This is a genomic window from Pedobacter albus, from assembly GCF_036324255.1.
GTDB lineage: Bacteria > Bacteroidota > Bacteroidia > Sphingobacteriales > Sphingobacteriaceae > Pedobacter > Pedobacter albus.
Genome location: NZ_JAZDQT010000004.1, coordinates 14,549 through 28,793, shown reverse-complemented (window position 1 = coordinate 28,793; position 14,245 = coordinate 14,549). Strand labels below are relative to the sequence as shown.

Genomic DNA, 14,245 nt, shown 5'->3' with positions numbered 1-14,245 from the left:
ATGCTTTGTCGCAAATTCATGAACCTTATCTGTAAGGTCGCAGACAACAGACTCATAAACTGGGGTATTTTCTTCGACCTTAATTTCTCCAATAATTCTATTTGCATGAGCTAATATCTTTCCGGTATTTCTCTAGCTGAAGTATAGGATCGTCTTCGTTTAATAGCTGTTGGTTTTATTTCATCTCAGGGTAAGATCGAAACGGCCCAGCGTAACGGCGATGTTTTCTGTGCCATGTGTTACGTTAAACTCAAAGGTGCCGGACACGATCTTTCCTTCGTATTTTGTAATTTTCAGGGTGCCGCTCCGGGATTTTTCCTGGTTAGGCGCCGGAACATTCAGGTAACAATCTACATAAACGCCATCGGCAATGACAATAGGATATGTTCCTATACCCTTAAAATCAAATATATTAATATAGATATTTTTAATGAATGGATCTGAAGGATTACTTGCACTAATTATCAAGGTTTTATACCCATTAGAAGTCTCAATCTGACCATATAATGGAGTTGGGCCGAACAGCTCCTGTTTAGGCATAAAAATTTGACCGTTAATTTTGCAGGAAAAGGTATTGGCCCCACTCTGAGTTGGGGGGGTAAGTCCTTTCTCGGGGTCTTTTTTACAAGCGCCTGTTATAACTGCTACAATTACCAGCAGGCCTAAAAGTTTTGTTTTCATATTTGCATAATCTGATAGCGGTTCAAATGCTGAGCATCTTATCTCATATTAGCATTTCAGTCAATCTTTCTTAAAGTTGCAAACTATAAGTACAAGAAAAAAATATCAAACGGTAACGATTAAGGCGGTGACTTAAAATGCAGCCCATTTATCAATCTAAAAGATTAATTTAATGATGGCGCTTAATTTTAAAAATCTTAAAACATTAAAATCAATTGGAGATTATCGTAAAAGGCGAAAAATAATAACTGTAAAATGTCCCTACAGAAACATGCCGATTCTCATTGTAAACGAATTTGACGGAAAATACATTCATACCCTCCAGTTTCTGCCTCAGCAACTCCATATCGTTACTTAGCGTGCTATGCAGTATCCTTGCATAATGTTGCGTCGTTCTGATATTTTTACGCCCAAGCATTTTGGACACGCTTTCGATAGGTACGCCGTTACTTAAGGTCACAGTAGTTGTAAAGTGGTATTACCCGCGGAAAAGACTTTGAAACAAGACTCAATTGTTGCACATTTGGAAACACAGACCAAAACGGGAAGGGCAATTCAATGCGAACGATGGTTATGGGCGATATTCACGGGGCATATAAAGCACTGTTACAATGCCTTCAACGCTCCGGATTTGATTATGAAAACGACCGGCTGATCCAGCTTGGCGATGTTGCCGATGGCTATCCACAGGTCTATGAATGCGTCGAAGAACTGCTGAAGATCAAGCGACTGATCGCCCTCAAAGGCAACCATGATGACTGGCTTCATGAATTCTTCGAAACGGACTTTCATCCTCAGTTCTGGACCTATGGTGGGAAAGCAACGCTCGTTTCCTATCTGGAACATGCCGGTAAAGAGGGAAACTACTTTGCCACAGGTACTGGCTTCAAAACGTCGTTGGTAGCCGGCGACATACCTATGCATCATCGCGCATTCTTCGCCGGTCAGGTGCTTTACCATGTTGATGAAAAGAACCGTTGCTTCGTACATGGCGGTTTTAAAAGAGAAATACCGTTCTATAAACAACGCCCTGTTGACTATTATTGGGACCGGACATTGTGGGAGGATGCCCTGCAGCTTAAAAACAGCAGAGCTAATCTGAAGACCATTTCCAGGTTCCCTGAAATTTATATCGGCCACACCCCCACAACCGACCGGGGAAAGGATACGCCACAGCAGGCGCTGAATGTAACCAACATGGATACAGGCGCCGGCCATTCCGGCCGTCTGAGTATTATGGATGTCGACACCAGGGAATACTGGCAGTCAGATCCTTTGCCGGAACTTTACGCACCAAATACCACTATCTGAACAAAAGGCATTATCCCCCCACGATTGTACGGTATAACAGTGGGCAGAAATTGAACCAGATTTCGGCCTTTAGTGAAGTCCTGCACTTACATTACAGATAATTACATTCAGATAATTGTATATTTGTCGTATGGACATTTTACAATTGGAGGAGTATTTTAACAGCATCGAACTACCGGAAGGGCCATTTAAACTTAACGATTCTGCTGTTATTGAAAACGTACCTTCATTTCTGAATTCTCATTTTGGCCCGTTAAGAAAAGATCCGACAAGCCGCGTAAATCAGCCACTCATCTGGAGGCTCCTGGAACTAAAGGCCGGCATTGAAAGTATGCAATAAAACACCGGTTATTATTTTTCTACCAGGGAAAAGATCCGATTCACCTCGTCTATATCATCCGAAATTGCCGAATAGGACCTGAAGTTCTCAATGCACCGATCTCTGTACCAAAGCAGGTTAAAATAATTCTTATAGCCTTTGTACCGTTCATAGCTTTCTTCCAGAAAAGAAATCACAAGCTTAAGGTCTTTTTCAGATTTGGAAGCGAAACAATTCACCCACTCTACGAGAATAGATCTTGCACTTTCGTTAAATGGTCCAATTTCCGGCTCAGCCAGAAAGTGGGCAACATCCCTCATCAGCTCCAAAGCGTTACCAGTGTCCAGCCGGGCGAACGGGAAGTTGCCTTGTATTGTAATGGGCGATGTCTTTGTGACCTTAATCTGTTCGATCAGGAAAATAAACCCGTCCAGATCACCCAAATAAGATAACCGGACGGCCGCCGACACTTTTTGCTCCTCTTTTCCTGTTACCAGGCACTCTTTCAACATTGGAATAATCTCTTCGGCGCAGTGCGGAATTAATACGTCCGCCAGGGCGATAAATGCGTATTCGTGGTCCATTACTTCCTCAAGGACCGGCAGCAGCTTTTCCGCTTCTCCTCCCAGGCCGATATAAATGGCGCCCAGGTCATTAAGGCTAAACAGATCTATCTTCCTTTCTTTGATCCGCTGGAAAATGATACCGGTAGCCTCCTCTATTCTGAAATAGCTGCAAAGCGCACAATGGGTGGCAAACACGGAATTGTTCTCAATTCCAAGCCGCATGTTTCTCAAAACGAGCAAACTGAAACCGTAAATCTCATCTGTTCCAATGGAGGAGATTATCAAAGCAGGCAATGATTTTTCTTCCTGTCCGTAATCCTGTTTGCGCAGAACTCGGGCACCACTTTGATCCGACCAGATCATAGGCATCAAATAGTCCGGTGGCGTGGCAAAAAGAAATTCCCTGAAAATATCCCGGAGTAGTACTTCTTTGATTTTAAAGCGCGGTTTGCCTTCGCGTAAAAAGAAAGTATTTGTAAAATCAGCCGTTGTTATTTCTTTGTCATAATATTCTTTTATGACGTTAAGGTATTCGACGGACTTGTGACGTCTATAGAGGCTTATTGCCTCTGTAATTCTAAAATGCGCGAACCACACAACATTTTCCATTGCATTCAAACAAGCCAATAAAGAAGTGGTCTTCTCTGATTTTCTGCACCGGATCATAAATCTAAGCATGACATCCGACGCAAGATCGACTTTGATGTCAAGGGCTGCCGTACGTATAAAGCGATCATCGGCATTTGCTCCGCCAGTCCCGAATTTTTCGAAAACCTTTATTAGATTTTCTTTAAACGCAGTTTTAGACGAGATATACAAAAGGTCATTTTCTGCCTTCCTTGCCTCCAGGGCAGCCCAATCCCTAAGCACTGTCGAATTACTTTCATCTGCAGCTGCATATTTGTTAAATGTCGGCATCATCAGGTCAGCGACCTCATTTCTTGCAGCTTCTCTTAAGCCATAAATGCACCCCCATAATATGCCGCTACCGAAATTACCCTCTTCGAACCTGGATAACACATAATCAACCTGCTCTTTCTCGATCAATGAACTGAACTGATAGCCTTTAGTGCTGAGAATCTCTTCTATAAAGCTTTCTACGGCAATACGAGAGGTACCCGTACACCTGAAAAAATAGGCGGCCTTACGAATTTCCCTATAATCACGCCTGGCTATTGACCGTGTATAATTGATAACATCAAAAATGACAGCCGGATATTGTTTATAGGCCTCAATGCATAGCTCGATAATCGAATCGCTAAAACCCTCCACTTCTGATTCCCGGAAATCGTCCCAATCATTTGCCGTGTAGGATGTTAACAGGCATTTTATGTTTGTATATTTCTTTGCATGCAAAAGGAAGTCTAAAAGCGGTCGCTCCGAACCATGGTGCATTACGCTTGCGTTGTATTCTTTCAGGACTGCAAATCCAGATAAACCGTATTGATAATAATTGTCGACTTCTCCTGCGTTTATTAAATACCGGTACACTTCCTTCCGATATCTGTGTGCCTTGTTTAACGTCGTTTTCCCTACAAGTATCGTTGCTATTTCAGTATTATAGCATTCATACTTATCTAAAACTTCGACGCATGCCTTGCCCAGATTGACATCGTCAGTAATATCCAAAGTTAGCAGGCAGGCATTCTTCAGTTTTTTGATCTGGTCTTCATTTGGCCTGGTGAACGTGGCTACTCTGAAACATAGCCGTTTTACGGTATCAGGCTGCTGCGGATCGCTGATTGCTTTGATCAGCAAATCAATGGTTGGTTCATCGTTACCGATAAACACTCCGATTTTGCTGTCATGGACAAGCTGGGGCAACAGTTCCTTTTTTACAGTACTTGCGATCAGCATTCCGATAATACGCAACCTGAATTTCTCCGAATATTTGGAGCGGTCGGTATCGAAAAAAAGCTCGATGTTATCGTTTTCCATTACGGCGATATACTTATCCCGGCGCCGGTCTTCCGGTGGCAGAAGTGCAATGAGGGTACTAAAAGTCTGTAGCCATTTTTCACGGATTTTGACGATTTCGGTTCCCACTGTGGTGGCCTGCAATACGGTATGCTCATCAAGGCCCATCAGTACGGTTGCCGCAAGGTACTCCTGGAATACGGCGGAAATGAAAGACCATTTGTCTTTTGTAATCGTCACCAGCGCACCGTGTTTCAGAACTTCCAGCTCTGCCTCTGAAAACAACTCCTGCATTTTCTCAAACGGCAACGCATTTAATCCAAGCTTCTGCAGTGCAAATGCCAGTTTATTGATACTTCTGCTATAAGTTGAAATATTGTGCTTTAAGTCCTCGCCATTAGAAAGTTTCCTTCTGAACGACTCTTCGACCGACCTGCGGATAAACGTTTCGATCAGGACCGCTTTTGAGGCAGGTATTTTGAACGGAGGAGTTTTAAAGGCAAGTACCAGTTCTTTCAGATAGAAAGGTTCGTAGAGCTGGCTCAGCAGATCTGCCTGTTGCACTTCTGCCAGAAACCGATGCCGGTTTTCTTTGAGGCTCTTAACAAGATAGCCCTCGATATCGCTGTACCTTGGTTCGGTCAATTCAAAACAGGAAAACTCCTTTAGCTTTTGCGCTACATCATAATGGGCGAAAAAGATCCTTCTGCAGGAAAACACTACGGGGACTACCGGGAATTTATTGATAAAAGACCGGATGTGCTGTATGGCCTCGTTGAATTGATTGGTTGGGACCTCGTCCAGCCCGTCGATGAAAATAATCAGTTCATTGAGCGGGTGTGAAAGCCAATCGCCGGTTTCCTGGTCCAGCAGCTGTTCAATGGTTTGCAGGTTATAGCTTTTCAGCTCCAGCAAAACGGGCAGGAGCTCTTTCGAACGGAACAGCTCGTAGGCAGTTTGTTTTAAAAGCGACGATTTACCCTGGTAAGGATCGCCAACAACACAAATCTTCGGCTTGTTTCCTTTTTCTCTTAAGATGTATTCGGTCAGGTTAAAAGTTTCCGCTGAAAGGTGATGGAACCTGCCGGCTCCATCCTGATCGTCGATTTTTGTCAGCTGTTGTGGGATATAATCGTCTCCCAGTGATTTCAGCTTTTCGGAAGACGTTTTGAACAAGGGCAGGCAAAAGTCCCTTGCAATGCTTTGGCTAAAATAATAGCTGACCAGGTCATAATGCCTTTTTAACTGGGTCTCAAAAAAATTGGCATCCCAATATTCGAAGTCGATGCCATCTTCCTTAAGTGATCGCTTTATATCCTCCAGCTTATCCTGCTTCTTTTCTTTCTGCAGGTCAGCCGAAGTCGACAGGATAAACCGGGATGTCGTCTTAAAAAACCTCCCCTCCTTAAAGGCGGCAACCAGCAGTTCAAGTTTTCGCGGGGTAAGATCTTCATGCTTGCATTGGATACGGATGTTCTTTCCGTCTTTATCTAACACGGTTGAAACAAGGTCAATACCATGCTGGGCGTTCCCTTTTTTCAGGTACTCCTCAAAACTTAATCCCGGAAACTTGATTTGGGCAAAATCTATGGTCAGCTGCTGAAATTGCTCCCATCCTAAAATCTGCCAGTTTAATAGCTTTCCTTTCATCTGATCAATACTAATAAGTCCAATAACAAAAAGAGCCGCCTATGGCGACTCTTAAATGCGGTGAGCCTTGGCATCGAACCAAGCCCCTGTCATGTTTCCCTTCTCCCCGCCGCACTACTTAACAGCTTAGTTGGCAACTCACCTCCGACGCCAACGCTTCCGCCAAATGACGACGCAAGGCCGCCTAAAACAGTCAGGATTGCTCCTACAAACAGGTGTACAATAACAGTTTTCGCTATCTCCATAAACTTAAGATTTAGAGGGTGAATTACTACATGGCTTATTACGACAACCAAGACCTCTTTTAGGTGCATCGGTAAGAAGAACGCTGACAGGATTCCAAGATCTTTGAGATATCCCCGTGTTTCAAATATAGCAAAATCAATAGAGGTTTTATGGTCTACTTTTAGATTACCAGTCCAATTATGATTTTACCAATGGTTAATGCCCGAAACTACTTCTTCTGATTTTGGGGCGTGATGGTCTTTTTTGTAAGCTCATTTTGTATCGACCGTCCGGTAAGCATAACACCAATACCGATCAGGATCAGCGCAATGGCCACCAATTTTCCCAACCTTTCGCCCCAGGTGGTAAACACCGCCTTGCTGTAGCTGTCGAAATGTTGCAGCCCGCCAGGGCCCCTGCGATAAAATCTTCTTCTGTTAATAGATACATTGATAGCCAGCCCTCCAAGGATCAGTATGGCTCCGGTTACATAATAGATCATGGTTTAAGTTTTTGGTCAGCAAAGAACCCTCAAAATTCATTCCAGCATTGCAACCAGTTGCAATGCATATCTCCCTCTGTCAAAGCCATCCACAAAAAATTTCTATTAGCTAATACCATAGTAGCAAAAACAGAATGTGGCCCTGACCAATTTTGAGCCCGTTAACGAAAGGAAGGTAATTCCGCTCGTGTAACTAAAAAAGGGGCGCAGATGTGCCCCGCCTGAAAGGAGGGATCGGTTATGGGGAGAAAGGTTCAGGCGCTGAGGCATGGCAGCCTTTTCAGCGGCATCGGCGGGTTTGACCTGGCCGCAGAATGGATGAAATGGCGCAATGTGTTCCATTGCGAGATCGACCCGTTCTGCAGGCGCATCCTGCAGTATTATTTCAGCAAGGCGCACAGCTATGAGAATATCAAAGAAGCGGACTTCAGTCCCTATAGGGGAAAGATCGACGTGCTCACCGGGGGATTTCCCTGCCAGCCCTACAGCCTTGCCGGAAAACGGCTCGGCAAAGAAGATGAGCGCCACCTGTGGCCCTGGATGCTTAACGCCATCCGGCAGATCAGGCCCGGCTGGATCGTGGGCGAGAACGTTTACGGCATTATTAGCTGGAACAACGGACTGGTCTTCGAAGAGGTGCAGGCTGACCTGGAAGCAGAAGGCTACTTCGTACAACCGTACGTACTTCCGGCTGCAGGCGTCGGCGCTCCCCACCGAAGGGATCGTGTCTGGTTTGTTGCCCACGCCAACGGCCAGCGAGGGCATAAGGGGGAAGGAACGGAAACTGACGATCGTAAACGGACGGATCAGGAACCTATCCCCCAAAGGGGTCAGCTACGGGATCAATATCCGCCAGCTGGCCGAACAGGGCTTTCTGCCGACACCGCTGGCTTCGGATGCGACGGTGGGTTCGGTGATCGGCAAGGGGGACACGTTCCGGATCACCTCGACGGGCATGCCCCGGAAGCACAACCGCAACGGAAAATCGGGAAGCGTAGGACTGGCAAGGCTGGTACGGCTGAGCAGTGGGGATGGGATGGAACTTCCGACTACTGGGCAGACTGGCCAACTCAGTCCCCTGTTTGTACTGGAAATGATGGGCTTTCCTCCGGACTGGACGGCATCACCTTTTCGAAATGGCGCAAAGAAAGCATAAAAGCCGGTGGCAATGCCATTGTGCCGCAGGTTGCCTACCGGATATTCCAGACCATTCAGGCAATACACGACCGTCACTAAAAACCGAGCACATGGAAAAACGTATAAAAAAGTCCCCACAGTACGGGAACGATAGCGGAGCACCGGAAGGCCAAATGGAATGCCTGGCTGTTTTTCGGCCATCCGGTACCGGGAGCAGATGGGCGAAAGCATTTGCCCGGCTGCTGATCGTTCAGGGTGGCTGGCGCTCCCATCGCTGCCGGATGATCTGGCGGCTGAAACAAGCCATGGGGCGGATGTTCATCCACCTGGTGGTATTCCGTACCCGGCAGGAGCATGCTACAGATGCCGGTGCGGCTCCTCTGTTATTGCCAACGCCTACGACCGGTGCTAATCGAAACAGTCGCAAAGCGGTACAAAAACAGGGAGCCGCGCATGAGCACCATGGCGTAGCCATCGGCCTGGCGCAAGCAACGGAAATCATGGCCGGTAGCCTCCCGAAGGAGTTTGACGGCTGGTCACAGGTACCGCTTTTTTACAGAAGGCTATTGCCTACGCCTACTGCCCGGGAGCATATCGGCGGAAGAAATCCCGAAACGCTCAGGCTGAAGGGCAGAACCCCTTCAAACTCCCTGGGCGATACAGTTAATGCGATTACCGGCAGGGCTTCCCGGCTGAATGTCTTTTTTATCCTGGAGATGATGGGTTTCCCGGTTAACTGGACGCTGGAACCTTTCGCCTGTAAGAAATAATTAAAGTCGAAGATGATGAAGATCGAACTCAAAAAGATTGAACACAGCCCTTCGCTCAGCGAAGAAACAGAGGCCTTTACCGCGCATTTGTATATCGACGGAAAGCATGCGGCCTACCTCAAAAACCAGGGAACCGGAGGAATGACGGATATACATCCGACCGATCAGGCGGGTGCGAAGATGGTTTGGGAAGCTGTTGCCTATTGTAAAACGCTTCCTCCCCAAACCTATACAGGTTTCGATGGCAAAGAGCATTCCCTGGCAGTCGACCTGCAAAGCTATATCGATCAGTTGCTCTATGAGCATCTGGAAGCAAAATTCCAGGCACGTATGGAACGTGCCATGGCCGATCATATCGTGATCGGCCATCCGGATGACAATGCGTACCGAACCCTGAAGCTCAAATTCGAAATCAATCTGCTCCTGGTCCACCCCAGAGGCCCTGAGATCCTGACGGACATACTCCGCACCAGGGTATTGCCGCAGCTGACTGAGGGACAGATGGTCATGAACACCAATCTGCCGGAGGAACTGCTCCAAAAGGCCGGGCTGAAAGAAGGCCAGTACCAACAACCAAAGGCACGCAACGAAGAAAAGCAGGTTAAAAAAACGGGGCGACGTAATCACAAAGGCCCGAAACCATAAGGCTATGGATCTGATATTTTAAGAAAATGGACAACACCAAAACAGAAGCGCTGATCACCTACCTGGCGACCGCAGGTTTTACGGGCGCAAAGCTGGAAGCGGATCTGCATAACCAGATCGAATTGATGGCGCCCACCTTCCGCATAACGCACCGGTTGCCATTCGACGGGGAGCTGATGAGTTATGAGCTGGGTTTTACAATGGATCATCAGTTCCAGGCCTATCGCCTGGAAAGTTATAAGGCAACCCATAGAAATGTAATCGATATCGATTATACGACCCTGGCAGGAATAGATACAGCTGCATTGGAAGAACGAATGAAGCTATATGACTGGGACGCCTATTTTGATGCAAAAATTACTGACCCGGATTTCCGGGATGCCATACAGGAAATCATTACCGACCTGGATAAAATAGCCAGGGACGCTTATCTGGACGGGAGCAATATCCGTGACCTGCTTGTTTTCAAATACTGGCCGGAGAAAATGCTTCATCCGAATGTGCATAACGAATTGTCGGTGGCCTTTGAGCGCAGCCTGGAATTCCGGCCGTCAAAAACTGGGATTACCAGCGCGGGCGAAGCCTTTGTGCTGACTTCCGGCAGGCTCGAAACGCTGTTCGAAAAACTGAACCGCCTGAACCTGGAAGACAGATTCCCCGAAGTGGACCTTTATCCGCAGCTGTTAAAATCTATGGCAAAGGGTACATCGTTCGGGCTGGCCTTCCGCTCCGGTAACCCGGAAGGTTATATCGAGCTTTCTGTGCCCGTATCCAAAACGGGCAACGACTTTAATGCAGCACATTACCTGGTTGCTTATACCTCCTATCCGGCCATCGAACATGGAACCTTTAACGGAATCGATACTGCACTGCTGGAAGAAAAGATGGGTAGGGTTGATTGGGATAGTGAGTTTCAACGGGTAACCATGGAGGGTGAAGGGGATGTGGTTATTCCACCGGCCACCGAAGAAATCATGCTGGCACTGGACCAGCTGAAAAGCGATCCCGCCGGCATAAAGATCATGGACCAGCTACAGCTGAAATACTGGTCTGAAGCAGATTATTTCGACCTCTTCGTCCGGCAGGAAGCCTGGGATTACCTGGAGACGCTTCCGAAAAAAGAACAGCGGTTCCCAGTGGAACTGGAAGCAACGATGGGGATAAACCTGCTAACAGGCAAAGCCGTTGCGAAAGATTATATCATCAAGGGACTGGGATTAAAGGAAAGCGGGGATTGGCTTCGCCTTGATTTAACAGCCGCAACAAAAAACGACGATCCATCCTATATCAGTGCCGGAAAATTCGCCCGGCAGGAAATAGAGGAACAGCTATACATGCTGCCCCTCTCTATGCGCGTTGGGCAGGTACAGCAGCTGATGAAGGGCAACCGGATTACCGAACGCCTGATGGGCGGCAGAATGATCCGGATAGATACCCTGCCGGAACAAAGGACGCTTCAGCTGTATACCGAAGGGAACAGGCCGATTGCTTTTAATTTCAGTCTGGACCCTGACTGGACACCAGTACTTCACGATCAGCAGTACAGTCTGACCGATCAAACACTACGCCCCAAAACATTACCCGCAAACAAACAGAACAGGCACAGAGGAAAAAAAAGAGGCAGAGGCATCTGATCAGTTCGCTAACCATAAAATCGCAAAAAAAATGGGAAAAGACCAATGGAAATACGAATTGCACATCGGCTTTAGCGATGAACCGCTCTACCGGGAAGGCGTCCGGATGTACTTTGATAACCTCCGCGACGCACTGAGAAAATTATCGCTCATTCCCGATTATGTTTACAAAACGGCTTTATCGGCCGGGCCGTATCTGGCCAGAAAGATAGACCGGGTGCAGCTTGTTTCCATCGGGGAACAAAGGCTGATGCTGGAAGCGAAACTGGTCATCCCCGACAGCGACCAGCCTGCCATTCTGCCGGGCATCTACTACCATTTCCCGGAGGGAACAAGCGATATCGGGAAGGAATCGGGCATTGACTTTTCAACTTTCAGGGGCTATGATGCCGAAAACAGGAGCCTGCTGACCTCCTACCTGGTCACCGAAAATACGGAAACCTTTAAGGCTATCCTGGCCATCAGAGACCTCAGAGAGGAAGCCAGCGAACGTTTCAGCCAGGAAAAATGTTGCTGCCGCTCAACAGTCCTGCAACTATTCGGCAATGGAGAAAACCGGTCAAGAGACATACTACAGCACCCCTACATCGAAGAGTTTTATTATCGGGATTGCAACGATGCAGTGCGTGACCTGCTGGCCCTGAACTATGATTATCTGAACGAATACCTGGCCTGGGAACAGGATCTTCCCGATTTTTATTCCAGGGCAGGCATCAGACTGAACGGATCAGATATTATCGAACTGCTGGCGGTACGGGAAGGAAAAAAGAGAATGGCTTTTGACGAACCACTTCCTCCGGGCGCCTACCTTAACGTAAGGGGAAACCCGGAAAACTACGGGCTCACCCTTCCGTTTTCTCTTTTGGAAAGCATGACGAAAATGACAACAGTCTACCGGACCGGCACCTATAACAGGGAGCAGTTCACAATGGAAAAAGTACCGGAGCTGGACAATATCATTGCCGTCCAACCGATACCAGCAAAGGCGCCGGTCAAGCGCAATGTCCCAAAGATCAAAAGAAGCAAAGGAAAAGGTCTATAGGCCCTGAATGCCTTTAGAAAAGACAGAAAACACGTTTATCGGCGTGTTTAGCCAGATGTAGGTTTGTCGACAAACCAATCCGGCCTGCGTCTTACGGCGCAGGGGGAAAACCCTCCGGAGTCGGGTTTTCTTCTGGCCATCATAGCCAATTGATAAAATCAAAAACAGTGAAAATGGAACGTGCGGACAAAAAAAATCAATCATTGCCCTGCAGGATACATACGCGGCTTACACAGGAAAAATACGACGAACTCTCCCGGGTTCTGAAACAAACCCGGACGATACGCTCATTGAGCGAACTGCTGCGCTACATACTGGACAATAAGGTCATCACGGTCAAAGTCTACGATGCTTCTATGGATAAGATCATGGAGGAACTGGCCGGGCTACAGAAAGAACTGCAGGCCATCGGCATCAATATCAACCAGGTTGCGCATGCACTGCACCGCTTAAATCTGCCGGGCGACAAATTATCCCAGGCTAATGAGATCATCACCTGCTGCGAAGCGACACAGCACAAAATAAGTGAACTATTCCTGTTAATGACCAGACTTTTTGACAAATGGTTGCCAGAATAATTACCGGGAAAAGCATTCGTGGTGTACTGAGCTACAATGAAAACAAGGTGGCTGATTCAGCCGCAGCATTGCTGCTCATCTCCGGATTTCCCTGCGTAGCCGGGCGGCTCTCTTTCAAAAGAAAGCTCGAAAGATTTCAGAAGCTGACTCGCCAGAACGAAATGACCAAAACCAATGCAGTCCATATCTCGCTGAATTTCTCGAAGGACGATATCCTGGAAGCCGGCGATCTGAAGCGTATAGCAATAGACTATATGCGACGTATTGGATTTGGCGATCAGCCCTTCCTGGTCTATCAGCATTTCGATGCCCCGCATCCGCATATACATATTGCCACGGTCAACATAGCAGATGGCGGGAAACGGATCGAGACGCACAACATTGGCAGGAACCAATCGGAGAAAGCGAGAAAAGAAATAGAAATTGAGTATGGGCTGATCATCGCAGAAAACCAGAGGAAAGACGTTGCGGATATGCTCAGCCAGGTGAACCTGGAAAAAGCGATTTATGGAAAAGCGGCAACCAAAGCTGCTATCTCCGGCATCGTGCAGGAAGTAACCGGCAGTTACAAATTCACATCGCTGCCTGAGCTGAACGCCGTGCTCAGGCAGTTCAATGTGCTGGCAGACAGAGGATCGGAAAGTAGCGCCATGTATAAGAACAAAGGGCTGGTCTACAGTCTGCTTGATGAAAAGGGAAACAAAGTGGGCGTGCCTATAAAGGCCAGCACCCTCTATGGAAGTCCGACCATTAAAAACCTGGAAAAGAAATTCATTCCCAACGACATAGGCCGGAAACCATATGGATTGCGCTTAAAACACCTGCTGGATAAAGCATTGTCTACGGCCCGCAGTGCTGAGGAATTGAAAGCTCAATTACAGGCGCAGGGCATCCGCATTCTGTTGCGTGAAAATGCACAGGGACAGATATATGGCGTCACCTTTATCGATAATGCAACGCGGGTAGTTTTCAACGGCAGCGATCTGGGTAAAACGTATAGTGCAAAAGCTTTTTTAGAACGCCTGCCTGCAGGTACCTTAGAAGATAGGATCGTGCCAGAAGGACAATCAGGTCCTGCAAAACCTGTCTTACCGGATACAGGCATACCTGATAAAGAAAAAAAATATCCTGCCTGCGACCAACCTGTTGTGGAAAAACTGATTGACATGCTACTGTCTGCCGCCAGCGAACCTACCCAAGCCGATCCTTTCCGCCGTAAAAAGAAAAGAAGGTTACTCAGTTGAAAGTATAAACCTCAAACTGATCAA

12 protein-coding genes and 1 pseudogene are annotated in these 14,245 nt (G+C 47.2%); 9 read left to right on the top strand and 4 right to left on the bottom strand.

Translation table 11 applies throughout. From position 1 onward, the window contains the following. Positions 1-180 precede the first annotated feature (180 nt). Together VRU48_RS19190 and VRU48_RS19675 are read right to left on the bottom strand one after the other, a co-directional pair. On the bottom strand, positions 181-681 hold the full coding sequence (locus VRU48_RS19190; protein ID WP_330109548.1) for a Riean_0653 family protein: 501 nt from the start codon (positions 679-681) through the stop codon (positions 181-183). Between the two features lie 322 nt (positions 682-1,003). After that, positions 1,004-1,153: pseudogene (locus tag VRU48_RS19675) on the bottom strand (site-specific integrase); the annotation flags it as partial. An 86-nt stretch (positions 1,154-1,239) separates the two neighbouring features. On the opposite strand from VRU48_RS19675, the gene VRU48_RS19185 reads away from it, so the two are divergent. Both VRU48_RS19185 and VRU48_RS19670 read left to right on the top strand, forming a co-directional pair. Continuing rightward, a complete protein-coding gene (locus VRU48_RS19185) occupies positions 1,240-1,992 on the top strand; it encodes a metallophosphoesterase (protein WP_330109547.1) in 753 nt (250 codons plus the stop codon). A 130-nt stretch (positions 1,993-2,122) separates the two neighbouring features. Continuing rightward, positions 2,123-2,332, top strand: coding sequence for a DUF6965 family protein (locus tag VRU48_RS19670; protein WP_431311642.1), 210 nt, complete (start codon positions 2,123-2,125; stop codon positions 2,330-2,332). Positions 2,333-2,343: 11 nt separating this feature from the next. Here the strand turns inward: VRU48_RS19670 and VRU48_RS19180 are convergent, their stop codons facing one another. Both VRU48_RS19180 and VRU48_RS19175 read right to left on the bottom strand, forming a co-directional pair. After that, positions 2,344-6,444 carry an NACHT domain-containing protein gene (locus VRU48_RS19180; protein WP_330109546.1) on the bottom strand — a complete coding sequence of 1,367 codons (4,101 nt, stop codon included), beginning with the start codon at positions 6,442-6,444 and terminating at the stop codon, positions 2,344-2,346. Positions 6,445-6,898: 454 nt separating this feature from the next. Then, positions 6,899-7,171, bottom strand: coding sequence for a hypothetical protein (locus VRU48_RS19175; RefSeq protein WP_330109545.1), 273 nt, complete (start codon positions 7,169-7,171; stop codon positions 6,899-6,901). Positions 7,172-7,411: 240 nt separating this feature from the next. Between VRU48_RS19175 and VRU48_RS19170 the strand changes: the two genes are divergently transcribed. From VRU48_RS19170 to VRU48_RS19140, 7 genes are all read left to right on the top strand, one after another. Continuing rightward, positions 7,412-8,407: a DNA cytosine methyltransferase gene (locus VRU48_RS19170; RefSeq protein WP_330109544.1), complete on the top strand. Its 996-nt coding sequence runs from the start codon at positions 7,412-7,414 to the stop codon at positions 8,405-8,407. Positions 8,408-8,622: 215 nt separating this feature from the next. Beyond that, positions 8,623-9,078, top strand: coding sequence for a hypothetical protein (locus tag VRU48_RS19165; RefSeq protein WP_330109543.1), 456 nt, complete (start codon positions 8,623-8,625; stop codon positions 9,076-9,078). 12 nt (positions 9,079-9,090) lie between these two features. After that, positions 9,091-9,723: a hypothetical protein gene (locus VRU48_RS19160; RefSeq protein ID WP_330109542.1), complete on the top strand. Its 633-nt coding sequence runs from the start codon at positions 9,091-9,093 to the stop codon at positions 9,721-9,723. 26 nt (positions 9,724-9,749) lie between these two features. Beyond that, entirely contained in the window at positions 9,750-11,357 is a 1,608-nt protein-coding gene (locus VRU48_RS19155; protein ID WP_330109541.1) for a hypothetical protein, read from the top strand. 31 nt (positions 11,358-11,388) lie between these two features. After that, positions 11,389-12,399, top strand: coding sequence for a hypothetical protein (locus tag VRU48_RS19150; RefSeq protein ID WP_330109540.1), 1,011 nt, complete (start codon positions 11,389-11,391; stop codon positions 12,397-12,399). A gap of 173 nt (positions 12,400-12,572) precedes the next feature. Beyond that, positions 12,573-12,977, top strand: coding sequence for a plasmid mobilization relaxosome protein MobC (locus VRU48_RS19145; RefSeq protein ID WP_330109539.1), 405 nt, complete (start codon positions 12,573-12,575; stop codon positions 12,975-12,977). Then, a complete protein-coding gene (locus VRU48_RS19140; RefSeq protein ID WP_330109538.1) occupies positions 12,962-14,221 on the top strand; it encodes a relaxase/mobilization nuclease domain-containing protein in 1,260 nt (419 codons plus the stop codon). The genes VRU48_RS19145 and VRU48_RS19140 overlap by 16 nt, the downstream gene beginning before the upstream one ends. Positions 14,222-14,245: the final 24 nt, after the last annotated feature.